Here is a 23646-nt window from a genome sequence, read left to right as displayed (position 1 = left end):
TCCTGCGGGGCCGCACAGTTTTTATGTTTTGCCTCGCGCAGACGACGCGCGTGAGAAGTAGGAATCCACATGTTCGGACCAGGTTTTGGACGCATCAATAACGTGACGCACATCGGCGTTGAATGCCCGCGCGCGCAACACGATCTCGCCCCGGCCGCACCGGAGAGGGGACGCGTCGCCGAGCCGACGGCGCTCGGCCTCTCGGCTGCGCTGGCCGGCCACGTGGTAATAAGGGACATGGCAGATAACGGCCGCGCCGACGTCTTCCCTCTCCGGATCCGTCAGTTGATCGAGCGAGGGGTCGACCCGTCCGAAATCGCGGTACTGGCCGCCAACCGCCGCCCGTCCGACCTACTGCCGGCGCTTGCGGACGGCGTGCTCGACCGGCTCCTCGTCGGCACGGTCGATTGGTTTCTGCTGCGGGCGCTGCGGCGGGCCGGCGGCGGGTCGCGGGTCGCGGCCAACGTCTATCGGCTCGACAATGACGTCGCTGCCGGCGCGATTGCCACCTTGGCGGAGAAGATCGGCCTCGTCGACCGGCGTCGCGGTCACACCGTGGCCCGCGACCTGCTGGAGATATTCGATATCCTGACGGCTCGCCCGCGGTTGACCGTGGGCAGGCTCATCCGCGAACGCTATCCGCGGTTCATCGGACACGAGGCAGGGGTTGAAGCGATTCGCGCGGAGCACAAAAGGCAAGGAGAAGCGCTCGGGTACATCACCGCCGCGGCCGTCCGCGCAACGCTGGCCGAGGCGCTCCGCTCGTCGCCGGGATTGCAGGGTCCGATCATGGGAAGCGTCAAGCACGTCATCGTCGACCGGGCGGAGATGCTGACCGCCATCGCGCTGGACTGCCTATGCCTGATGGTTGGTAGTCAAGCTAAGCTGTTCGTGTACGCCCACGAGTCGCTCCGTTCGGACTCGTTCCTAATCCCGCGGGGTGACACGACCGCTGAACTATGTGCACGGCTGCCCTCGGTCACGCGCTTCAATGCATCGTCGAGGTCTCGGCGCGACCCTTACCTCGAACGACTGCTGGAGGTGCTGCGGGCAGCGGCAAGCGGCTCGGAACCGACGGCATCCGTGTCGCCGTCAGGCGTGAAGCCGAAGGGTTCCGTGCCCCTGATTCGCGTATCGCCCGATGAACGCTCACGTGATCGCCGGATCCTCTCCGACGTTCTTCGGCTCGCCAAGCGCGGAGTGTCGCTGACGGACCAAGCGGTCTTGAGCTTTGACGCAAACGACGCGCTCGGGCTCCAGCAGTTGTTGGCCAACGCCGACGTGCCGTTCCGCCTGGTCGGGCCTCAGGGTATCGATCGGCTCGCTCACGCGAGCGACGCGCTCTCGATGTTGCGGATCGCGGCGAATCACCGTAATGCGTGGGCCTGGGCGCAAGCCCTGCGATTGATGACGTCGCTCGGGGAGCAGGCGATCGCCCGTTTGGTAAACGAGGCCGGGGCCACTACGTCCTTGGAATCCGCGCTGGCTCGGGTTGCGGATATGGCGGCGTTGGAGGTTCCGCGTCACTCCGATCACGTGGCCACCCTCTGTGACGCGCTGCGCCACATCGCACGGCTGGAGCGACCCACAGACCAGTTCGGTGCCATCCTGTCGTTTGCGAGGACGAAGTTGGCGCGTCGTTACAAGGATCGGAGTTTCGACAGGATGGCAGAGCTAGCCGCCGTCCGCAGGATGGCAGGCGCACACGCCTCTCTGGAGGCGTTCCTCGACCACGTCGACGCGAACCCGCCCGAGCTCCGCTTTGAAGGGCGCGGCCGCCCCGGCATGAGGCTGCCGGAGCCAATGCTGACCGTATCGAGCCCATCGGTCGCACGCGGGCAAGTGTGGACCGCCGTGCATGTGCTGCTGCCCAGCACGGCGTATCTCACGATCCCCCAAGGCGTCGACGCGCGATGCGACGACGCCGCCGTGAGCGTCCCTGCGATTCTACACCCGGCCGCGGCGCGCGCGACGCGACAGTTGACGTTCCACCTCTCGCTTCCGCGCGATGGCCGATTCGAGGTGCCGCAGAACGCGGTCACGGCTGCAATGCGGCTCCGTGGTCCACAACGCGCGTGACGCCAGTCACGCGTGCGGGTCGACCCCCGTTACAGACAGAAGGGGGTCGCGCCACCGACGACGGAGGTCCTTCAGGCGCGTAAAGGATGAATGGGGCTTTATTTACCCATTCGGCAGTTGTCGGTGATGTTTCAGGGGGTACCTGGATGCGAATGTCCAGTACACGCGCGTGGGCTCAAAGAAGCCGGTCAACCTCGGCCTTGGTGCGGAGCGTCGCAATTGGGGCATGGACACGTTCAACGACTCAAGGAGTTCAACGTCACTGGCAGATCCGCGTGTGCAGGGGTATAAGTGAGCTGCAAGCGGGACTAAGAAACGCTCCCCGACTCCTTAGGCTCGTCCTCCGCGCTGTCGCCAGGTGCCCCGCCTTCACGGCCCCTACCATCCCTGCTGCATAAGCCTGTGCAAAAATGCACCGCCGCGACCTGTACAAAAATTAACCATGTTCGAGGGTTCTACCAAGAACATTTGCCTGCTCCGCACGTCGGCTTGCGGCCTCGGCCCACTAAGGCATCTCGCTCATTCAATGGGGTTGGTCGTTCCGTAGGAGCAGATAGCGGAGCCTCCAACTTCCCCCGCCAGCACCAGCTCGTGGGTCGCCCTGCGTCTGGATGCACGAGCACTTCATCTCCCGCCGCTGAACTGAAGCCATCGATTCGATGGCCACGCCCCAGTGGCGTTCGGCATGCGGCCGCGACCGACACCGTTGTGTCAGTGGTACGACTGTGTCCGCCTCAGCTACCTGGAGGTGACGCGTCCGACCGTGACGGAGCCAGCTTTCGGTTGACCGTCCGCGGCCTGCCGGGCCGTCGCGAATGCCTGTTAGCCGTGGCAGCGACCCAACCCTCCTGCGCATTGTCCACCGGAAGTCCTCCCGAAGACCCAAAGATGAGGTCACCGCCCCACCGCTTCTCCTCAGGGTTACGCTCGCGGCCGTTGATGAGAAATCGGAATCAAAAATTGGAGCGGTATGGACGCCGTCTGGGCCAGGACGCTCGAAGGAGCGGCTGGGGGGCTTTGGACGCCCCTTCACTTTGTAGTCGTCGAACAGGGGTAGGGCAGGGCGTGACGCAAGGGACCCAACTGCAATGGCCCCCCGGGGGGGTGGCGCTTTAGCCTGCAAGTCCGGTGCTTTGGCCGAGGAGCTTCAGAAAAATTCCCGGGGCGGCGAGCATGGCGGCAGTTCGCGCACATAGAGGTTATTGGACGTCGAGGCGTTCGCTACCGCGCATCGAGGTGCGACGGTGCCACGAACCGGGCCTATCCTGCGGTCGGAACGGATAGTCCCAGAGTCGCTGCCGCACGTCGAAACGCCGTTATCGGCTGGGTCGGAGTTGCGCGCGACGGTACGCCGCCGAAGCTCTCGACCTACGAGTACGGCCAGATGCATTTCACACGGGCGGGCGAACGGGTCGGCGTACGTCGCACGCGTGCGGCACAACCTCCTGATCCGCCCCAAGTGGCTTGCCCAACTTGTCGGCATCGAGCATCTTGGCTACCTGGAAGGACTCGCAAAGCCTACAGTGCCGCCGACGATGCCCTCCGGTCCTTCTGCCAGCGTGAAGGTCAACGAGTCGGCATAGGGATCGACGGCATCGGCATCGTAAAAGTACGACTCGCCGACGACGGCCGCGCGGAGAGGGGGCGAGACGAAGCTCGGCGGGCGGTTGGCGATCAGATTGAGGCTTTGGGGCGTGAGCGTGAACGTCCACTCGTCTGCTCCCATGTTCCCGTCCGTGACGCGGACGGTAAACGTCACCGCATTACTGCTGGTCGGCGTCCACCTGAGGACGCCGCTGTTGAGATCGATCTCGGCTTCATCACCCGTGCCGCTCTTCAGGAAGTAGCGCAGTCGGTCTCCGTCGGGATCGGACGCATCGATGTCAAACGACCACTCCCGGCCGACTGACGGCACGGGCCCGGTTCTTTCATCGATTATGGGGCTCGCATTCCCATCGCTCGAGTCGTCGACGAGGACCGTCCACGTCTGAGTGGCGTGCCGCCGCGGCTATTACGTGCCTGGACCGTGAACGCGTAGCTCCGGTTGGACTCGATAGGCTGCCACGCAATCACGCCGGACCCGGGTGCGATGGATGCGCCGTGGGAGTCGCCTATCGGCTGGTAAGTTACGTCGTCCTCGCCGGGGTCTATCGCGTCAACATCGTAGCTCCAGTCGGCGTTGACCGTGACCGGCAGCTTCCCGAGTTGGACGCCCGTTCCTGCTCGGACGAACTGCAGGTCAAAGGAGTGGGCTTGGCCGTCACCTGTGAACGTGACGTCGAACGTCGCCGTGTCGCCGGGATGGATGACGCCGACGACGCCGGTCGTGTTGGTGAACTGAACGGACAGGTCGGACGCAATAACGTCAACGGTAATATCGTTGACGGCGCTCGTAATGCTGCCCGTGATGGTGTCGCTGACGCTTGCCACGTCGCCAAAGTTGACGTTGTAGAAGATTTCTCCGCCCGTGCCTGCGGCGATTGCCGAGCCTTGCTTCCGACCATCTTCGGGAATTTGCAGGTACCAGTCTAGGTAGCCATCCGCGTCCAGCCTCTCGCCCACACCGTAATTGCTCAGGGCGTAAACTGCCACGTCTGCTGCCACCAGCGAGCCGATCACAACATCGAGGGACGGGTACGGATAACCCTTGGCGCCATCTTCCCAACCGAGGATGTCGGCCGCGTAGATGACGATCTGCTGCGCGCCTTGGCGACCACCGTAAAGCGACCAGTTGTTTGCTAGCTTCTCCATGGCCGCCAAGTTCTGTTCCGGCGTATCGCCGCCTCCGCTGGCGGACCACCCGTTGATCGCCCCCTGGACGGCGGAAAGGTTGGACGTGAGGGACTGATCTATCTCGAGACCGTTCGAGAAGGACCCGCCGTCCTCGAAATCCTTGAACTCAGCTGCGGCGAAATGCAGGTCCGCGTTGGGAAGATCAGAGATCAACTCGTTCGCGATGTTTGCAAATCCGGTCTTCACCGAGTCGATCAGGCTTCCCATCGAACCGGTGGTGTCAACGAGGAAAAACACGTCGACGTCGATCTCAGGGGACCCCGGCGGCAAGGTGACGGAGACCTGACGCGTAATAGTTTGGTTCGGAGCGACCGCGAAATGTAGTCCGTCGACCGGGGTCACGTCGCCGTCCGACGGAAGTGGGTCGGCTGGCAGCCGGTGCACGTACGTCGGTTCGCTGACGATCACCGGCGGGCGGTTGGCCGGGTCGACCAAAACCATCAAGTCGAACTCCTGGACGGCCGAGTACTGATCGACCGTGGTCGACTCCCGGACGTGCAGGCGGACGCGGTACTGATGCCCGACGCGGACGGCCGACAGCGTCCACGTGATCCTGCCCTCGGTCGTGATCTGCATGCGCTTCCCGCTGCCCAAAAGTGACGGGCTGCAGCGAGCCGTCGGCTTGGTACTCGAACAGCTCCACGAGCTCTTGTGCCGCCGACTCGCCGGTCGTGCCACTCAGCAGGCGGTAGTCCAGTGCGTCGTTACCCGACCGGTGATGGGGCCCCATCGTCGTTGACGGGGTGGCGCACCCCAAGGGCTTGGGCGTGCGCGCCAGCTCGGAGGTCGTCTACTCGATCGGCGGCGGCGGCTACCACCGGTTCCTCGCGGACTTCGCGACGACCGACACGCGGCTGGGGCCCGGTCGCGTCGCGTTCCAGGTCTGGGGCGACGGCGTGAAGCTGTACGACAGCGGCGTGCTGACGAGCGCCTCGGCGACGCCGAACGTCAGCGTGGACGTAACGGGCGTGGAGGAGCTGAAGTTGGTCGCGCTCGACGACTGGGGCGACATTGACCCCGGGCTGTCCGTGTGGGCCGGCGCGCGGCTCGTCGGCGGCACGCCCGCGACGCCGACCGCACCGACCGGGCTCGCCGGCGTGGCCGCGTCGCCGACGACCGCCGCGCTGACGTGGACCGACGCTTCGGCAAACGAGTGGGGGTTTGAGTTCCAACGCTCCACGGACGGCGCGAACTACACCGCGGTGGCGATCCTGCCGACCGGCATGACACGTGGGAGCGACGCGGCGCTGCAGCCCGGCGAGACCTATCACTACCGGGTCCTCGCGTTCGCCGGCGGCGGCGAGTCCGCGTTCGCGACTGCCGTCGAGGTCGAGGTGCCATTGTCGCTGCCGGCGGGCTGGGCGGCCCAAGACGTCGGCGGCGTCCTGACCGCCGGGACGTCGAACTACGACGACGCGACGGGCACCTTCACGCTCACCGCGTCGGGCACGAACATCTACAACGACGAGGACCAGTTCCAATTTGCGTACGACGTACTCGCCGGGGATGGCGAGCTCGTCGCGGAGGTGACGTCGGTCGGCAATACGGACGATGCGGCGAAGGCGGGGGTGATGATCCGCGCTGGCCTGACCGACGACGCGCCGCACGCGGCGATGGTCGTCCGGCCCGACGGGACCATCATGTTCCTGTTCCGCCCGACCGCCGGCGGGCAGACGCTGTCGCGCACGGACCTGACGACGCCCGGCTGGGTAAAGGTCGGCCGCAGCGGCGACACGTTCACCGGCTACTACTCGACCGACGGCACCACCTGGGTGGCGGTGTCGTCCGGCGTGGTCGACATGGGGACCACCGCGTACGGGGGCCTCGCCGTCACCGCAGGTGACGCGGCCACGGTGAACACGTCGCCCTTCGACAGGGTGGCGTTGCGCACCTACAACTCGCTCGTGCAGGCGCAGTCGACCTGGAAGTACCGGGACAATGGGTCCAACCAAGGTACCGCCTGGCGGGCGACCTCGTTCAGCGACGGCAGCTGGTCGAGCGGCGCGGTGCCGCTCGGGTACAACACGGGGGAAGAGCAGACGACGGTGGGCTACGGGTCGAACAGTAACAACAAGTACCGCACGACGTACTTCCGCAAGGCGTTCGAGGTCGCGGACCCCAGCGCGATCGACGAGCTGATCCTGCGGATCCAGCGGGACGACGGGGCGGTCGTCTACCTGAACGGCACCGAGGTGTTCCGCACGAACATGCCGTCGGGGACGATCAGCTACACGACGCTGGCCTCGAGCAACGTGATCGGCTCGGAGGGGCACCTGTACAAGTGGTTCGAGCAGTCGGTCAGCCCGTCGCTGCTGACGACGGGGACGAACGTGCTGGCGGTCGAGGTCCACCAGTTCAGCGCCAGCAGCCCGGACCTGCTGTTCGACGCGATGTTGTTCGACCCGGCGGAAGTGCCACTGACGGGCGGCGGTAGCCTGATGTCGATGTGGACGACGACGATGGCCAGTGCGGAACCGATCCCAGGTCCGGCAACGAGTACCGGTGAGCTGAAACTGCCGTCGGGCGAGGACCTCTACGACGTCACCGGCGACTATACGAGGTAGTACGGGCGTACGAGCCTTGACGCCATCGCGGCGCGGTTTTACGCCGGCCTCAGCCGTGTCCGAAACACTGATGCGATTGGCAAGCTGCGCGGTCGCGTGCTGCTCGTCGTGTCGGACATCGATGTCGATAACGTCTCGGTAGTTGGCCAATCCGGCGTGCTCGCCGACGGCTCGCCGTACATCGAGTTGACCGACCAGTTGACGCGCGACGCGGACGGGTTCCTCAGTTCGGGCAGCGCGCTGAACGTCCCGCGCCTTGCGGCCCAGATACCGGGTCCGGCGCCGCTCGTACGGGGCGGCGGTGGCCCGGGCGCCAGGCACGCCGTTTCCGTAGCTGGCCCACCGGCGCTGGCGACCCGCTTCGGACTCGGCCGGGCACTCCCAGCAGTCGCAGCCCAGCACGTGCCGGGGACGCGGCGGCCGCGCGGGTTTGCCGCGCGCAGGTACGGTGATGTGACGGCGCGCGCGGCGATCGCGCTGGTGGCGGTACTCACGCTGACTCCCTTCACTCTTACAACAGGGGCCGGCGTCACGACCGGCCCTAGGAAGTATTGCGGACCGACAACATGGCACGCGAAAAAGGTGATTTCCGCTCGTAAATCGTGGTGGCACAATGTCGATGCGCACAGCGCGCGCATACCGTGCGCAACATTGACGACGTACAAGCCCCCGCCGCCCCGCCCGCTCCCCCAAAGGCAAACGCGCCCTGCCCAAGGGCCGCCGCTGCGAGCCGATGAACCTGTCCGACCTCACGCACCGCTTGAAGTTCGAGGCGCAGGCCGCCACGCTGGGCATCACCGCCAGCGAGTTGCTGCGGCGGTAGATCGATGAACACGACTGACGCGGTCAGCTGCCGCGGGCCCTGAACAGTTCCGTGGCTTCTCCCCCGCCGAGACGGCGACCGGTTGACCGTGTCAATTGTATTCGCGTCCTCCCGTTCAACGGGTCGCATGGCTAACGTTCGCCTCGCCCTCTCGGTTCGTTGAGAGCAACGCGTGGCCACGCTGAACCAATGATCTCGCACGCACGATTAGCCTCGCCGCTTCGTCGGGGTGTGCGGTCGACAGCGACTGGTGCAGCGCGTCCATCTCGTCGGTGACCTCTTCCAGTTGCTGGTCGATCGATGTCTCCATAGCGCTGGTCGAGCCCCCTATGCGAGTTGAAGGCCGATCGGGTGCATCGGGAAAGTGTGGTGCAAATTCCTGATTTTCCGTCACCATCGTTCACGCGAGGGGTATAATTCGCTCCATGATGGACTCCAGTCACACGCCTAAGGTCGCGGCCGATTGCTTGAATGTAGAACGCATCCTCGCGGGCGCGGCGGAGCTACGCGAGCGGTCGGCTGGGGTGATGGAGCGGAGCAAGACCATTATGCAACAGCAGTCGCGGGCGTTGGCGAATCCCTTCGCTTTTCCTGGACGCGAACCGGTGTTCCCCATCCAGCAGCGCGACGACGTGGACGAGGATATCGTGTCTCCAAATCCGCTGGTGTATTACGGAGACGCGGGGGCGACCGACTGAGCCTGACGCCACGCTTCACTCGTCGAAGCGCGACCATACCTTAGTGCACCAGAACCGTACTGACGGGCGACCCGGACTGTCCGAGCAAGCGGGAAGCGTTCGACTCGTTCAGTCCCCGGCGAAACAGCGATGCTTCAGCAGATCATCAGCATCTGGATCGATGAGGCGCTGCCGATCCTCGTGATCGGCAGCACTCTCCTCGTCCACTGGCTCGTCACGGAGATCCGCGAGCAGCGGAAGGCCCGACTCCGGCAGGAGCGGAACGCGCCTGCGTTTCCCGTCGTCGCCGACGAACGCGAGCGATCTGAACAGCCATACTCGATCGATCTCGTGTTCATCGAACGCCAGACCCGCCCGCCCGTCCAGTTCTGAACCAACCGCGCCCAGACGTCGTTCGCGCCCGTTCCGCCGACGGATACGCGGCGGTCATGCCTCGCCCGCCCCTCACGCACGAGCAGTTCCGCCATCTGGACGTCTACCTCGGCTCGCCACAGCGTCGGCTGAACCGCCTGGCGAAGCTGGTTGACCGCCTACCGTACAACACAGCCGGTCAGCGGGATGTGAGGCCGTGCCGCAGGGCGAACAGGGTGAGGCCCGCGATGCTGTCGACCTGTAACTTGCGCATCGTGTTGCAACGATGCGACTCCACGGCTTTGGCGCTGACAAGCAGGTGCCGCGCGATCTCCTTGGTCGTGTTGCCATCGGCAATCACTTGCAACACCGTCAGTTCACGGTCCGACAGACCACCGTACGGTGAGTCAGGCTCGGCGCCGGCACTGCGGGCGAAGTCTTTCGTCAGCATTTGAACAACCGCGAGGCTGAGGTAAACCTCGCCTCTCATCCCGGCACGGATCGCGTCTGCCAGGTCTCTGAAGTCAGCTTCATGGAGGACGTAGCCGAGGGCGCCTGCGCGCAGTTCCTCGGTCGCGGCGCGCAGGTCCTTCTCCGCTGACAAGCAGATGACCTTCGGGCGCGGATCCGCCGCCAAGAGTTGGCGCGCAGCCCCGGCACGGCTCAACTTGGACTTCTGCAGGTCCAACACGACCACGTCAAGGCGTAGCCGTCGCGCCAGCTCGACCGCCTCGGGCCCATCATCGGCCTCGCCCACAATCTTTATGTCACTGCATTGGTCCAGCAGCGACCTCAGTCCCTGGCGGACGAGCCGGTGACCGTCGACGAGCAACACGCGGATCTTCATGGGGAATACGGTACCAGATAATCTGCGAGACGGGCACGTCGCCGCCCTCACCGAGCCCCACCCCCGAAGTTCAAAATCCGTGGAAAAGCGCGTACGGGGCCACGACGGTCTACAAGAATTCGATCCCCAAGGATTCCCCGCCCTCCTTCTGCGCCCGTCGGCATTATTACGCGCGGGGCTTCGGATCAAGCAACCAGCCAACTGGCTTAAAGGAACTATGCTTTTGACCAATCTACACCGAGATGTGAAGTAGGTTACGCACCGATCGGCCTGCTGCCGGAGCCGCCATGACGCTCGCATGAAGAAAGGGCCGCAGGGTTGCCCCTGCGGCCCAGTCAAGAAAAAGGCTTGCCATCCTCGCGGGGTTCGCCGGCTAAACCAGCGCACCCCGGAAACCGACGGTGCCAGTATGTCTCACAACAGCGGTCGAGCGGGCGGAGCATTAGCCTTGGGCGACTTTCACGGATCGCGGATGCCCGACAAGAGGCGGCGCGAGCCGCGCGCGATCGCCTGTTGATATCCTGCCGTTCACCGCGACGCCGGACCAGACGTGCCTATCGGTCACTCCTTTCGACTGTTCGCCACACGGGCTCGGACTGATGGCCGAGCAACCGATGCGGGCCGAAGATCAGTTCCTCGTCGAGTTGCGACTGGCGCAGCACGCCTGCCAAGTGGTGTACACGGTCCGGCACTGTAGGCCGCTTGGGGAACACGCGTTCAAGGTCGGGGCCGCGTTCAACGGCATTATTAGCGGCCCGATCGACGCCAAGCCCGACTCGGTGTTCGCGGCGCTCCTCTCCCCAATGCGTCGGAAGGTTAAGTCGCCTCCGGCACCGACCGATATACCAGTAGAGGGTCGACCTGCTAGATGTTCCAGCAGGTCGACACCGCCTCGCGTGAAGCCCTCGCCCGTTCGGGAGGGCTTCACTCCTTTTGCAGCGCTCGGCCCGCCGTATCACCGAGTGCCGTCAACACCGCCCGCGTACCTTCGCCGCGAAAATGTTGGCGTCGCAATAGGCGCGTATAGCGGATTGCGGGCAAGAGGAGGCCAAAAACATCACTCGCTTCGACATCAGCACCATACCTCCGCAAAGACGACCATCCGCCCTGCGATTTGAAGCGCTTCGCCCCCGAGAGCCGGTTTCAGGAATCGCTAGCCGTGCATCGCCGCACGGCCCCCTCCAGCGTCTGCAGGTTCACAGGCTTTATGAGGTGCGTTTCAAAGCCAGCCTCTGCGCTGCGGGCGACGTCTTCCTGCTGACCAAAGCCGCTGAGGGCAATCCCCTTGATCCCGCGCGGCTTCAGGTGCCGCATCACGTCGTGCCCGCTTCCGTCCGGTAACCCGATGTCACTGACCAGCAGGTCGATCTCCTCACGTTCCGCAATCTTCATTGCCTCAGCCACGGTGGCGGCAGTCTTGACGGTATAGCCCAAGCTTTTCAACAGCGTGCCCATCACTCGGCGCGTGTCGTCATGGTCTTCGACGTACAGGATTCGGCCTCCTGTTCGATCTGCATGCTGGGCAGCAGTGATCGATGGGATTCGATCTGGCTGGTCGATAGCCGGCGACATCACTGAAGCTCCCCGCTCCGCAAGAACGGGCAGAGCTTCAAGCGTCACGGTGAACTTTGCACCCGTGCCCGTTCCCTCGCTCGCAGCCGTGAGGGTGCCGTGGTGCATTTCCACGATTGACTTACAGATCGATAGCCCCAGCCCCAGCCCGCCGTACTTCCGCGTCACCGTGCGCTCGCCTTGTTCAAATGGGTTGAACAGCCTCGGCAGCACGTCCGGCTCGATTCCAATGCCGGTGTCCATGACCACGAGATTCAACTTGTCGCCATCGTTAGAGGTGCGCACGGTGATGTTCCCACCCTCTGGCGTGAACTTCACGGCGTTCTGCAACAGGTTTGCGAGCACCTGCTGGAGCCGCGTGGGGTCGGCCCACAGCTCATGGTGCTTGGCCCGCAAGCTGAGTAGCAGGTCCAGCCCCTTCGCTTCGATCTCCTTCTGCACGAGTTGCAGAGATAGACGAACCAGGTCGTGTCCGTCCACTACCTCGGCGTGGAGCGATAGCTTACCGCGGGCGATGCGGGTCATGTCCAGAAGGTCGTCCACCAGCTTCGCCTCAAGCTCGACATTCCGTCGCAGTGTGCCGATCTCGACGCGGAGTTCCTCCGGCAGGTCCGGGCGCCTCTCCACCAGGCTCACCGTTGCCAGAATCGGCGTAAGCGGGGTGCGCAGTTCGTGGGAGAGGACGGCAAGGAACTGCTCCTTCGCGCGGTTGGCATGCTCGGCGGCGTCCCGGGCCTGTTCAGCCTCTCGTGCTAAGCGCTCGGCCTGCTCCTTGGACTCGAGCAGGATCCGCTCCGCCTCCTTCCGCTGCGTCACGTCTCGCGTCACCTTCGAGAAGCCGCGAAGTTCTCCCGCGGCATCGAACAGCGCCGTGATCAGCACGTTAGCCCAGAAGGTCCCGCCGTCCTTGCGAAGGCGCCATCCTTCCTCCTCGTACTTCCCCTGCTGACGGGCGATCAGTAGCTCTCGCTGGGGCTTGCCCGCGGCCACGTCTTCCTGTGGGTAGAACTGCGAGAAGTGCTTGCCAATGATTTCCTCGGCCCTATAGCCCTTGATCCGCTCGGCCCCCGAGTTCCACGTCGTGATGTGGCCGAGGGGGTCCAACATGAAAATTGCGTAGTCTCTCACTCCATCGATCATCAACCGAAAGAGTTCAAACTCCGCCTGCAATCGGCTGAACTCTTGTTGGCTGGCATCCATGGTCATACCTCCCACAGGTGTTTCGATGGCAAGAAGGTCGCTACTGGCGCCAGAAGAGCGTAATCATCGGCAGATGGACGTCAACGCGTCGGCAGCTTCAGCTGCAGTCAGAACTACGGCGTCCGGTGTCAAGCCGCGTTCGGTCCAGTATGCTCTATCCAGCACCCCCGAGTGGGGACCGCTGACAGCTACGGCTGTCGATGTATGTGATCGTTTGACGTCGCGGTGATTATGCCAGTAGACGGCAACACGACACTGGAATTCTCGCCAGTGCTGATCGTGCGGGTAATGCCAAAGCAGGCGATTGGCACCGCCGGAAAGTAGTCATGCATGCGCGCGTAACAGCCCATAATGGTCGCCCCACGCGTGACCACATCATCAACCAAGATCAGCTTCGTGTGGACACCGAGCATCACGTTCGGACGATCAATGCCGATCGAATCGTAGTGATCTTTTGGCCCTGGCCGTCGGCCCTGAAGAGCCCACGCTGATTTGCTTATCGGGTGGAAGCGCACGAGCAGTGGCAGGACGTCGGCGACGAGCCCTTCGGCAAGCATTGCTTCGCATAGCTTCAGCGCTGGCCAGAGCGCATCTTTGACGAGCGGCGCACTCCTCGGCATCGGGACCGTGATCAGGCCCGGCACGAATGTATCTGCCATCGCGGGCGACCGGGGGATCTCCTAACGGAGACGCTGCACGCTGTAAGGGAGGATGGCGCGTTGCGCACCCGCCTTCGTCTGGCAGTAAGTATCGTTCTTGATGGCCAGCCCGATCGTCTTTGACGATCGAGAAACCTTCGAAGTTCCGCGCGGCGAGTATTGCAGGAACGAGGCGAAGTTGACGCTAAAAGGCCAGTTCAAAGGCGTGGGCTCCCACGCTGCGATCGGGCAGCAAAGCGAACAGGTCGTCAAGCGCGCTATCAGAGAGGATGTAGGCACCGTAGTGAAGCATTTCCTCCGGCCACGTGAGGGCGGGGTTCTCGACCACCGAATGCGCGATGAACAGCGGGCGGCCGAGCCGGAGTGCTTCCCAACCCTGCGAAAGCGATCCGCTAGATCCGCCAGCCTCGATTATCACCGTGGCGTCAGAGATCAGTGCCATCACCCTGTTACGCGTGGGGAAGTTGCCGCGGGTCGTGGGGCGGCCGATCTGGAACTGAGAGAGCACGAGGTGCTCATCCATGATTTGCTGCTGCAACGCGGCGTTGCACTTCGGATAGGACTTGTCGAGCGGTGTGCCGATGACGGCGACCGTCCTGCCTCCAGCTTCGATTGCACCGCGGTGGGCCGCGGCGGCAGCGCTGGTGGCCTTTGGTCCGACGCGGGCGGGAGCCTTGGCCTTGATCACCTTCCTCGCCGGCGCAGTTCGCGACGGTGTACGCTCCGCAGCCGCCTTGCCCCCGACCAGCGCCACCAGCTCACCGACGACGCCCGACAGCTGCTCCGCCTGGCTGCTCAGCTCCTCCTCCGCCGCCGCCGCGCACTCCTGGGCGCTGGCGGCGTTGGACTGGGTCACCTGGTCCATCTGCGTCACCGCCGTGTTCACCTGCCCGATCCCGTTGGCCTGCTCGGAGCTGGCGGCGGCGATCTCGCCGATCAGCGCGTTGATCCGCCCGTCGAGCCGCTCCATCTCCTTCGGCTCATCGGCGGTGATGTGCCGCAACAGGTAGCCATTGGCCTCCTGAGCGACGGCCATCATCTGGCCGCTGCTGTAGACGCCCGGATCGAGTCGTTCGCCAGCGTGTCGATGTTGCCCGAGAGCGCGCGGGCGCGGTTCCACGCGAACGCGCCGAGCGTGACTGTGATGGCCAGCACGACCGCGAAGCCGAACGTGATGCGTTTGCCGATGGTGAGGTTTCTGAACACTTGATTATGCCTTTCTAGCCCCCGGTTGGGGGCACGGAGGTCTGGATGGCGACATCCGAAAATGGTGGCAAGACCTGGAGCGGAGATCGCCCGGCCTACAAGGCGGCACCGTCTGCGAATGCTGCCACCCGTCCGTCCGTAGCGTACGACCACGCCGGCAGCCTGGTGGTTATGTTCCGCAACGCCCTCGCTGGCGCGTGACATGTTCACGGTAACGAGCGCGGACGGCGGCCAGACCTTTTCCGAGGCAACGAAACTCGGTGAGGGCACGTGGAAGATCAACGCCTGCCCAATGGACGGCGGCGACGTGACCTTCTCCGGCGAGCGGACCGTTACGACATAGCGCCGCGACCGCGAGATTTTCCTTTCCAAGCCCGGATCGACCGAACAGAAACTTGGGCAGGGCACGCAGCCCGTCCTTACCGCAGCGCCGGACGGCGTTTACCTGTTTTGGCAGCGAGGGACCGACCTCGTCATCCGCAGGCCCGACGGCAAACCAACCCTTCTCGCGGAGCGAGCCTCTTACCCTTCGGTGGCGACCACCCGTGGCGGGACCGTCGTCGCGGCCTGGCAGTCGGGCGAGTCGGTTGTCGCCGGCGCTGTCAACAGCGCACCGTGACCGTCCGCCGGACTGCGCGACTGGTCTGCCGCCATCTACGCAGGCACCATTGCTCCCGGTGCAGTCGCATATGCCGGCGACGACGTTCGCGCCCACTCGTGCCGGTGCTGCCACCTCTTGTAGAGGTAGAAGATCACGGGGTGGACGAGCAGCTCCATGATGAAACTCACCGTGATCCCGCCAATCAGGGGGGCGACAAGGCGGCGGGTAACGTCGGCGCCGGTGCCGGTGGCCCAGAGCAGCGGGAGAAGACCGATCATGTCCGTGGCGACGGTCATCGTCTTAGGGCGGATGCGCTTGACGGCACCCTCGTGGACTGCGGCGATCAGGTCATACCGGTCGCGCATTCGTCCCGCCTTCACGAACTTGTCATAGGTCGTGTCGAGGTAGAGGAGCATGACCTGCCCCGTCTCAGCATCAACGCCGAGCAAAGCGATGATGCCAACCCAGACAGCGAGGCTCATGTTGTAATCCAATGCCCAGAGGAACCAGAACGCGCCGATCATGCTGAACGGGACCGCGAGCATGACCACCCCAACGCGGAACCAGCTGCGGTTGCTAATGTAGAGTAGCAGCACGATGACCAAAAGCGTGATCGGGATGACGATTGACAGTCGTCGGTTAGCGGCCTCAAGGTATTCAAACTGGCCGGACCACTGCGCGTGGTAGCCGGCAGGGAACTGCACGCGATCGGCGACGGCCTTCCTGGCCTCGGCAACGTACCCGCCGAGGTCACGTCCTTGAATGTCGACGAACACGTACGCCGCGAGTTGGGCATTCTCGCTACGGATCATCGGTGGGCCGGGGTTGATCGAAAGCTCGGCGATCTGGCCGAGGGGAATCTGCGCCCCCGTGGGGGTGGGAACGAGCACCTCACGAAGGGCGGGCAGGTCGTCGCGCAGTTCACGGGCGTATCGCAGGTTGAGCGGGTACCGGGCCGGGCCGTCAACGATCGTCGTGACGTTCATGCCGCCCACGGCCGACTGGATCGCATCCTGTACGTCGCCGGTGGTCAGCCCGTACCGGGCCGCGGCCTCACGGTCGATGTCGAAGTCGAGGTAGTAGCCACCGGTGGTGCGCTCAGGTAAGCCGAAAGCGTCCCCGGGACCGTAAGCACGGCCGCCGCCGCCTCGTCGGCAAGGCGGGACAGTGTGGCGAGGTCGGGGCCCAAGACCTTGATGCCCACCGGCGTCTTGATGCCCGTCGAGAGCATGTTGATCCGGTTCTCGATCGGGAACGGCCACGCGTTGGCCATGCCGGGGAATGAGACGGCGTCGTTGAGGCCGGGATGACGCGTGCCGTCCGCATCCTGCCAGCCGAACTTCAACTCCTGAACGTTGATCGGGCGGGACTCGGGCCAGAAGGTCTTCGTGAAGATGAACTTCGTCCAGTCAGGCCAGTCGGAGAAGAAACGGTTGACGTCGCGCTGACGCCACTTGTCTCGATCCGTCTCGAGCTGCACGACCGTCTCGATCATCGACAGCGGAGCGGGGTCGGTGGCCGTGTCGGCGCGGCCGATCTTCCCGTGCACCGACACGACCTCGGGGAACGACTTGATCAACTTGTCCGTCTGCTGAAGCAGCTCCTTGCTTTTCGTGATCGAGACGGACGGATCGACAGTCGGCATGTACAGCAGGTCGCACTCATCGAGCGGGGGCATGAACTCGCTGCCCATCTTGCTGAGCGGGTAAATCGTGGAGGCCCCGAGCAGCAGCACCGTCACGAGCGTGATGGCCGGGTGACGCATCACGAACCAGAAGAACGGTTCGTACAGCTTCTGCGACCAGCGGTTGAGCGGGTTGCGATCCTCCTTCGGGATCTTCCCGCGGATCAGGTAGACCATCAGAACGGGGACGATCGTGATGCCCAGCAACGCCCCGGCGGCGATCGCGAAGGTCTTGGTCAGCGCCAGCGGGGTAAACAGCCGGCCCGACTGTTCACCGAGGACGAAGATCGGAAGGAAGCTGACGGTGATAACGAGCAGCGAGAAGAACAGGTTGGGGCCCACCTCGGTGGCGGCGCCTACGATGATCTGGGTCCGTCCGCGGGCGCGAAGCCAGCTTTAATGCGATCCGCCTCATCCTCCACGTGTTTGTGGGCGTTCTCGATCATGACGACCGAGGAATCGACCATAACGCCGATGACGAGCGCCAGCCCGCCCAACGACATGATGTTGGCGTTGATTCCCAACAGGTTCATGATGAGGATCGACGCGAGCAGCCCGATCGGGAGCACGAGAATCGCGATCAAGGCCGAGCGAATGTGGAACAGGAAGGCCAGGCAGATCAGAGCCGTGACGATGAGGCATTCGATGACGGCATAGCGGAGCGTGCCGACGGCGCGATCGATGAGTGCGGAGCGGTCGTAGGTCGCCTTGACGAACACGCCGGGCGGGAGGCCGTCCTCGAGCTCGAACAGCTTGGCCTTTGCGTTCTGGATGACCTGAAGCGCGTTCTCACCGAAGCGGGCGACAATGACGCCGCCCACGGCCTCGCCTCTACCGTCTAGCTCGCCGACGCCGCGGCGCATCTCCCCGTCGATCTGCACCGTGGCGACGTCCCGCAGTAGCACGGCTGTACCCCGCGCGCCGGCCCCGCCAGGGACGTTTCCACCGTCGTTGCCGCCCATGTCTTCGCCCGCACCGGCGGGCATCCCAACGACCACCTTCTCCACGTCCTGCGTCGTCTTCAGATAACCGCGACTTCGGACCATGATCTCGTTCTCGGCCCGCTCGATGACGGAACCACCGACATCGTTGTTGCTGCGCTGGACGGCCATCATCACATCGCGGATCGAGACACCGAACGCCTGCAGTCGCTGCGGGTCGACGACGATTTGGAACTGTTTGACGAAGCCACCAATCGGGGCGACCTCGGAGACGCCTGCGACCGAGGTGAGGGGAAAACGGAGGTACCAGTCCTGCAGGGAGCGAAGGGAGGCCAAGTCCTGATTCGCAGGGAGGAGGTCCTTGCCCGTGATCGGGCATTTGCCGGGCTGCTCAAATCCGCCGACGCGTGTCAGGTGCTCGCGGCGCCTCTCGGGAGCCTGCTCGGGCTGGGCGTACCACTTGTCCACTTCCTTGTCGTGCCAAATTTCGCGGGGGAAGTCGGGGGAGTGCCACCCCGGATAGAGTGCGTACTGATACACCCACCCCAGCCCGGTGGCGTCCGGGCCGAGCGCCGGTTGCACGCCCTGTGGCAGGCGGTCGCGTGCGAAATTCAGGTACTCCAGCACGCGGGAACGCGCCCAGTAGATGTCCGTCTTGTCGTCGAAGATGACGTACACGAACGACAGCTCGAACATGCTGAAGCCGCGTACATCCTTTGCTCCTGGCACGCCGAGCAGCGCGGAGGTGAGGGGGTAAGTGACCTGATCGTTGACGACCTCGGGGTTCTGACCGGGGAACTCGGTGACGACGATCACCTGCACGTCCGACAGATCGGGGAGCGCGTCGAGTCGGATGTATTTCGCCGCCCAGACGCCGAGCGCAGCAAGCACCCCGGTGAGCAAGACAACGAGGAAGCGGTTGCGGACGGAAAATTCGATGATGCGTGCGATCAAGGGTGGTCTCCGGCGGCTTCGCTTACTTCATTCGGGTCGCGATCTGTTCGCGAACCTCGCCACACCGCTTCATCGCGGTCGCGTAGTAGGGGTTGGCGAGCGTCTCATCGTCTTGCAGCCAGAGAGCCCCTTTGTCGTCGAATGCCATCGGACAGTGCATCACAAAGAGCGGGGGTGCGACCGCATCGCTCGGGGTCAAAGCTCGCACGAGCGCGACGACCGCGTCCGACACCGCGATGAATCCCTTCCGCTGCTCGGCGATGGGCTTACCTTTAAGGCCCGCCGCTGCGTCCGATACAGACTGGGCGAGTGCCTTGGCCTCGCCGGACGCATGGCCTGCCGCCAACGCCGCGACGTCGGCCAGTCGTCCGGGATCGACGGGCGTCTGGTCGGCCTGACGTTCGCCGAGTTTCTTCGCGAGCGACAGGTATGCCTTTACGATGTCGTCGGTGTGGGGAACGACAACTTTGGTTACGGGGGCAGCCGGCGATGTCGTCGCGCCCTTGGACGCCGCTGGTGCGCCGCCGGCATATGCTCCGAGTCCACCCGAGAGGTGCTTAGCGACGGCTTCCTTCATCCGGCTCTCGCTGTCGAGAAGGAATTGACCGGACGTCACGACCCGCTCGCCCGGTTTGACCCCCTTCCAAGACCTCGACCGTGTCGTCTTGCCCACTGAGCCCGAGCTTGAGATCGCGCGGCTCGAACCGCCCGCCACCAAGATCGACGAACGCCAGCTGCCGCCGACCGGAGTCGATCACCGCCTCGCGGGGCACGACCGTCGCCTCCCGGTAATCATCGGCCGCGATCTCGACCGTCGCGTACATGCCTTGGCGCAGGTGCAGGTCCGGGTTGTCGATCTCGATCCGCGCCAGTGCGGTCCTCGTCTTCGGATCGAGGTGAGGGTGAACGAACAATAGCTTCCCGTCGAACACCTTTCCCGGCTGTGAGACGAGCGTCGCCCGGACCGGCTGGCCGTCGGACAGCAGCGGCATCTGCTGCTCGGGGACCTGCGCATCGATCCAGATCCGGTGCCGGGAAGCAAGCCTGAGAACGAGGTCCCCGGCCTTAACGGCTGCACCCTCGTACACCATCTTCGCGGTTAGGTGCCCGCCGATTGGCGCGATGATCGGAACCGTCCGTGGGGCGGCGTCGAGCTTGCCGAGTTCCGTGACTTGGCCGTCGGTCAGACCGTACTGCAGCAGCTTGCGTCGTGACGCGTCGATCAGGGCTTTGCTGGTCTCATCCTCCGGCGCGATCTTGAGCTGCTTGGCAGCCGAGATCATCTCGTCGATGGCAACGGTGAGCTCAGGGCTGTATAGGTCGAAGAGGGGCTGCCCGTCCTTGATCAACATGCCGTCGACGTTGGCGTAAAGCTTCTCGATCCACCCGTTCACGCGGAGATTGATGTCCCGGTGGAGCGGTTCGGGCTCCTCCAGGTAACCCACCACCCGAACGCTCTGGACTATCGGACCCTTCTGGACCTCTGCGGTGCGGACACCCATGTTCTGGACGATCACCGGATCGATGTTCACGGTCCCGCCGCCGGCACCGTCAGACTTCAACGGCGTGAGCTCCATGTGGCAGATCGGGCAGATGCCGGGAGCTGGCTGGATCACCTGCGGGTGCATCTAACAGGTCCAGAGTGACTTGCCCCCATCACCCGCGTCGTGGTTGGCCCCGATGACGGGCGCAGACGACGGGCCTGAAGCGGCGACGGACGGGCCCTCGTCATGCCGATGCGAAGAGATTCCGGCCATCCGTAGAGCGTCGCTACCCCAATAGGTACCGACCGCAAACGCGCCGACCGCGACGGCCGCAAAGATCGCGGTCGACCTCCATCCGCCGTTTCGGACGTAGCGCCGCCGGGCGTGTTCGACCGCATGGTCCATCTCAGGGGTCGCGTCGGTGCCGAACTCTCGCGGCGCGATCTTCGGCTGCTCGTCGCCGTGTCCGTTATTAGTCGATTCAGTACTGCTCATGGCTGGGCCTCCATCACGGTCTTAACTGCGTTCGTCCGCATGGTCATCGGTGACGTTGGTTGCGTGGCCGGCTTTACGGCCTCGGCGAGGGTTTCGACGTCTGCGCCGGCAAGCATCTCCAGCTCGGCCAGCATCCGCTCCCGCATCGCCCGGGCGTCGGCCACCATCAGTCGCACATCGAGTAGCGTGCGTTGCGACTCGATCACGTCCAGATAGGTTGCTGACCCGCTCGCGTACGCCCGACGTGTAAGGTCAAGCGTTCGGGTCGCGAGCGGTACGATTTCCGCTTCAAACACCCGCGTCCGCCGTTCGGCATCGCGCAGCGCCACGAGCGTCGCGGCAAACTGTGCCCCGCGGTCCGAACGAGCCTGATCCGCCATGGCTTCGACCCGTCGGAGGTCCGATCGTGCCTCGCGCACCATCGCGCGGATAGCCGGCAGGCGCGTCGGGACCACCAACATCCCGCCGACCGTCTGCGAAATGGAACCGGTGAAGGCCGCCGTGAGGTTTATCTCCGGCTGGTAATCCAACCTTGCCCGCACGATTGCCGCTTCGCGCGCCAGCTGGTCCTTGTCCAAAGCCGCCAGCTCCGGGTTGTTTCGCACTCCCATCGCCAGCAGGGCTGAATCGTCTGCGATCAGCGGCCGCGGCTCTGGCAACCGCACCGGGGGTGGGAGCGGCGACTCGGCCGGCCTCACCAGCAGCGCGTTCAGTGTCGCGCGCTGCCTCTGCACTTCCGACCTCATAGTCGACAGTTCGTTCTCTGCCTGCTTCAGTTCGACTTGCGCTCGCAGCAGATCTTGCTGAGGCGCACCCGCCCGCACCCGCGCGCCGGCGGTCTCGCTCACGAGTCGCAGCAGCCGGACGTTCTCTTCCTGCACCCGGACCTTCTCGGCCTGCAGGGCATAATCCGCCCATGCCGACAGCACCTTCCGCTGAAGTTCGAATTTCGCCTGCCTGAACCGTTCCCCCGCCGCCTCTGCGTCGCGCCAGGCAACTTTCGCGTCTTGGTACGCTTTGTTCGGGAGCCCCGTCGCGTCCATCAGCCCGGCGGAGAACGTCATGCGGTCTAATGTCTTCATCCGCTCGGCGGAAAACATGTAGTCGAAGCCGAGCTCAAGTGGTTGCTGCGGCCACGTCCCCTTCTGATCGATTTGTGTCACCGCCATCGCCCACTCGTAGTAGGCTGCCTCCAGCTCCCCGCTGGCCAGCAGTGCGCGACCCAGCACTTCACGCCAGGTGATTTCAGTTTGACCGACAGGCAGGTTGGCCACCACCCGCGCCGATCGACTTGCCGCGTATGCCCTTCCGGCCTGCGTGACGCGATCCTGTTCAATTTTCGCCGCCCTCGGCGCAAACACGCAGCCAGAGAGAAACAGGGTTGCCGGCAGCGGGATCAGCCATCGCCAATTGAACAAGGGAGTTTGCATGGGTCGTTATTGTTTATAACGTGCGTCGAGCGCCTAAAGGTTCCTTGTAGCCCCTGACAATGCGCGCCCACATAGAAGGGCTTAGGGGCCTACGAAGATTGTCACGACTCCCTGTGGCGTGACCAACCGTAGCGCGCGAGGAACTGCAGGATCGGCCAAGCAGAGTTCTGGTTGGGCGGGATGTGATATTCTGCCGCCCATGCCACACAAAGCGACGAGGGCCGCCTCGTACACCCGGGACCTCAGCGTCACAACCGACAAGTTCGCGGAGCTCGACCGGCTGTGCCGCGGCACCCCGCGCAACAAGGTCGACGCCATCATCGTCGCTGCCCCCCAAGTACTGGGTGACACCTACGAGGAGCTGATCCAGAACCTGAACAAGGTCGCACAGGCCGACCTCGCGTTGATCATCGTGCCGCAGCGAACGACGAATCTGAACTAGCGTCGGCGGCCAAGAGGACGGGGACGGGGCCAGCGTGTATGGTGCGCTCGCCTCACCGATCGCGTGCAAGGACTGGTATACACCGGCATTCATTCATCTTTGCCCGGAATAAACGGAGCGCCGCTAAGTTGGATCGTCGCAATTGGCTCATCGTCGCCGATGCGGCCAGGACTTTGCGGGTGACCTACCCACGCTGGGTCGGGCCCGTCTTCGCACGTCACACGCCAGTATTGAGCCTTACGTGTCATCGAATCGATACGCTGGAAGCGCTTGGTTGGGTAAGCAAAGGTGATCTGCCCCGGCTCCCGCGCGATCCAGTGCGCCGCCGCCGCCGCCGCCCATTTGCGGGAAGAGCTACGAGATAGGCACCGTCAATCTCGGTGTACGGGCCGGCTTTCGCGTCGCTATAACTGATCTTCGCGTTCGAACTAGGCACGTTCAGCCTCCCCGGTGAACCCGTCGCTTCCTACCGCCGACCCAGCGGCCGGCAAAACGTCTCCGCCGTGCCCGTCAACTTTTCGCGTTGAAAGGATGCGGCGGATGTTCGCGCAACCTAAAACTCACGTCGTCCCGAAGAATGCGGCGTCCCCCCTGGCCCTTCGTTTCACATCCGCTCAGGATTCTTACGCGTCGCCGGCGTGTTTCAGCGTCCGGCAGACTTCTCCGCCTGTCCGATAAGTGGGGTGCATTAGAAAATTGCCCCGTCGCCTAATGCGAGGGTCCGATCGTGACGAATATTACAGCACATCGGGAATACCACTCAGGAACTTATCTCAATCGGAAGGAATACATGTCACAGAAGGAAGCCGGAGCCCCGTCAGCC

23 protein-coding genes are annotated in these 23646 nt (G+C 64.2%); 7 read left to right on the top strand and 16 right to left on the bottom strand.

The window, feature by feature from the left end:
- Positions 1-102: 102 nt before the first annotated feature.
- The gene (locus VGN72_24030; GenBank protein HEV7302430.1) at positions 103-2079 is read left to right on the top strand and encodes a 3'-5' exonuclease; all 1977 of its coding nucleotides are present in this window, start codon (positions 103-105) and stop codon (positions 2077-2079) included.
- A gap of 1495 nt (positions 2080-3574) precedes the next feature.
- On the opposite strand, the gene VGN72_24025 is transcribed toward VGN72_24030, so the two are convergent.
- Positions 3575-4015: a putative Ig domain-containing protein gene (locus tag VGN72_24025; protein HEV7302429.1), complete on the bottom strand. Its 441-nt coding sequence runs from the start codon at positions 4013-4015 to the stop codon at positions 3575-3577.
- Positions 4015-5448: a vWA domain-containing protein gene (locus VGN72_24020; GenBank protein HEV7302428.1), complete on the bottom strand. Its 1434-nt coding sequence runs from the start codon at positions 5446-5448 to the stop codon at positions 4015-4017. The genes VGN72_24025 and VGN72_24020 overlap by 1 nt, the downstream gene beginning before the upstream one ends.
- 152 nt (positions 5449-5600) lie before the next feature.
- Between VGN72_24020 and VGN72_24015 the strand changes: the two genes are divergently transcribed.
- Positions 5601-7436 (top strand): NPCBM/NEW2 domain-containing protein, encoded by a 1836-nt coding sequence (locus tag VGN72_24015; protein HEV7302427.1) that lies wholly within the window; start codon positions 5601-5603, stop codon positions 7434-7436.
- A gap of 38 nt (positions 7437-7474) precedes the next feature.
- Here VGN72_24015 and VGN72_24010 read toward each other — a convergent pair whose 3' ends face one another.
- Both VGN72_24010 and VGN72_24005 read right to left on the bottom strand, forming a co-directional pair.
- On the bottom strand, positions 7475-7930 hold the full coding sequence (locus tag VGN72_24010; GenBank protein ID HEV7302426.1) for a hypothetical protein: 456 nt from the start codon (positions 7928-7930) through the stop codon (positions 7475-7477).
- Positions 7931-8374: 444 nt separating this feature from the next.
- Positions 8375-8569, bottom strand: a complete 195-nt coding sequence (locus VGN72_24005; GenBank protein ID HEV7302425.1) for a hypothetical protein — start codon at positions 8567-8569, stop codon at positions 8375-8377.
- A 115-nt stretch (positions 8570-8684) separates the two neighbouring features.
- Between VGN72_24005 and VGN72_24000 the strand changes: the two genes are divergently transcribed.
- Positions 8685-8957, top strand: a complete 273-nt coding sequence (locus tag VGN72_24000) for a hypothetical protein (GenBank protein ID HEV7302424.1) — start codon at positions 8685-8687, stop codon at positions 8955-8957.
- A 129-nt stretch (positions 8958-9086) separates the two neighbouring features.
- Positions 9087-9329, top strand: a complete 243-nt coding sequence (locus VGN72_23995; GenBank protein ID HEV7302423.1) for a hypothetical protein — start codon at positions 9087-9089, stop codon at positions 9327-9329.
- 178 nt (positions 9330-9507) lie between these two features.
- Here the strand turns inward: VGN72_23995 and VGN72_23990 are convergent, their stop codons facing one another.
- The 5 genes from VGN72_23990 to VGN72_23970 form a co-directional block, all read right to left on the bottom strand.
- The gene (locus VGN72_23990; GenBank protein HEV7302422.1) at positions 9508-10155 is read right to left on the bottom strand and encodes a response regulator transcription factor; all 648 of its coding nucleotides are present in this window, start codon (positions 10153-10155) and stop codon (positions 9508-9510) included.
- A gap of 1143 nt (positions 10156-11298) precedes the next feature.
- On the bottom strand, positions 11299-12927 hold the full coding sequence (locus VGN72_23985; GenBank protein ID HEV7302421.1) for an ATP-binding protein: 1629 nt from the start codon (positions 12925-12927) through the stop codon (positions 11299-11301).
- A gap of 188 nt (positions 12928-13115) precedes the next feature.
- The gene (locus VGN72_23980; protein HEV7302420.1) at positions 13116-13586 is read right to left on the bottom strand and encodes a phosphoribosyltransferase; all 471 of its coding nucleotides are present in this window, start codon (positions 13584-13586) and stop codon (positions 13116-13118) included.
- A gap of 184 nt (positions 13587-13770) precedes the next feature.
- Positions 13771-14625 (bottom strand): DNA-processing protein DprA, encoded by an 855-nt coding sequence (locus VGN72_23975; protein HEV7302419.1) that lies wholly within the window; start codon positions 14623-14625, stop codon positions 13771-13773.
- Positions 14622-14792 (bottom strand): hypothetical protein, encoded by a 171-nt coding sequence (locus VGN72_23970; GenBank protein HEV7302418.1) that lies wholly within the window; start codon positions 14790-14792, stop codon positions 14622-14624. The genes VGN72_23975 and VGN72_23970 overlap by 4 nt, the downstream gene beginning before the upstream one ends.
- 45 nt (positions 14793-14837) lie before the next feature.
- Between VGN72_23970 and VGN72_23965 the strand changes: the two genes are divergently transcribed.
- The gene (locus VGN72_23965) at positions 14838-14993 is read left to right on the top strand and encodes a hypothetical protein (GenBank protein ID HEV7302417.1); all 156 of its coding nucleotides are present in this window, start codon (positions 14838-14840) and stop codon (positions 14991-14993) included.
- Between the two features lies 1 nt (position 14994).
- Complete coding sequence (locus VGN72_23960) at positions 14995-15135, top strand: hypothetical protein (GenBank protein ID HEV7302416.1); 141 nt, start codon at positions 14995-14997, stop codon at positions 15133-15135.
- A gap of 311 nt (positions 15136-15446) precedes the next feature.
- Here the strand turns inward: VGN72_23960 and VGN72_23955 are convergent, their stop codons facing one another.
- Genes VGN72_23955 through VGN72_23925 form a run of 7 tightly spaced genes read right to left on the bottom strand, consistent with a single transcriptional unit; the run spans position 15447 to position 22381 of the window.
- Positions 15447-16427 (bottom strand): efflux RND transporter permease subunit, encoded by a 981-nt coding sequence (locus tag VGN72_23955; protein HEV7302415.1) that lies wholly within the window; start codon positions 16425-16427, stop codon positions 15447-15449.
- The gene (locus VGN72_23950; GenBank protein ID HEV7302414.1) at positions 16424-17419 is read right to left on the bottom strand and encodes an efflux RND transporter permease subunit; all 996 of its coding nucleotides are present in this window, start codon (positions 17417-17419) and stop codon (positions 16424-16426) included. The genes VGN72_23955 and VGN72_23950 overlap by 4 nt, the downstream gene beginning before the upstream one ends.
- Before the next feature lie 14 nt (positions 17420-17433).
- Complete coding sequence (locus VGN72_23945) at positions 17434-18972, bottom strand: efflux RND transporter permease subunit (protein HEV7302413.1); 1539 nt, start codon at positions 18970-18972, stop codon at positions 17434-17436.
- Positions 18973-18994: 22 nt separating this feature from the next.
- Positions 18995-19549, bottom strand: a complete 555-nt coding sequence (locus tag VGN72_23940) for a hypothetical protein (protein HEV7302412.1) — start codon at positions 19547-19549, stop codon at positions 18995-18997.
- A complete protein-coding gene (locus tag VGN72_23935; GenBank protein HEV7302411.1) occupies positions 19530-20600 on the bottom strand; it encodes an efflux RND transporter periplasmic adaptor subunit in 1071 nt (356 codons plus the stop codon). Before VGN72_23935 ends, VGN72_23940 begins: the two co-directional genes overlap by 20 nt.
- Positions 20601-20951, bottom strand: coding sequence for a hypothetical protein (locus VGN72_23930; protein ID HEV7302410.1), 351 nt, complete (start codon positions 20949-20951; stop codon positions 20601-20603).
- Complete coding sequence (locus VGN72_23925) at positions 20948-22381, bottom strand: TolC family protein (GenBank protein HEV7302409.1); 1434 nt, start codon at positions 22379-22381, stop codon at positions 20948-20950. Before VGN72_23925 ends, VGN72_23930 begins: the two co-directional genes overlap by 4 nt.
- 199 nt (positions 22382-22580) lie before the next feature.
- Between VGN72_23925 and VGN72_23920 the strand changes: the two genes are divergently transcribed.
- Positions 22581-22823, top strand: coding sequence for a hypothetical protein (locus VGN72_23920; protein HEV7302408.1), 243 nt, complete (start codon positions 22581-22583; stop codon positions 22821-22823).
- The last annotated feature ends 823 nt before the right edge of the window (positions 22824-23646 follow it).

Source organism: Tepidisphaeraceae bacterium (assembly GCA_035998445.1).
In the GTDB taxonomy this organism is placed as follows: domain Bacteria; phylum Planctomycetota; class Phycisphaerae; order Tepidisphaerales; family Tepidisphaeraceae; genus DASYHQ01.
Note: the sequence above shows the minus strand (reverse complement) of the source record. Positions and strands in the feature narration are given on the sequence as shown.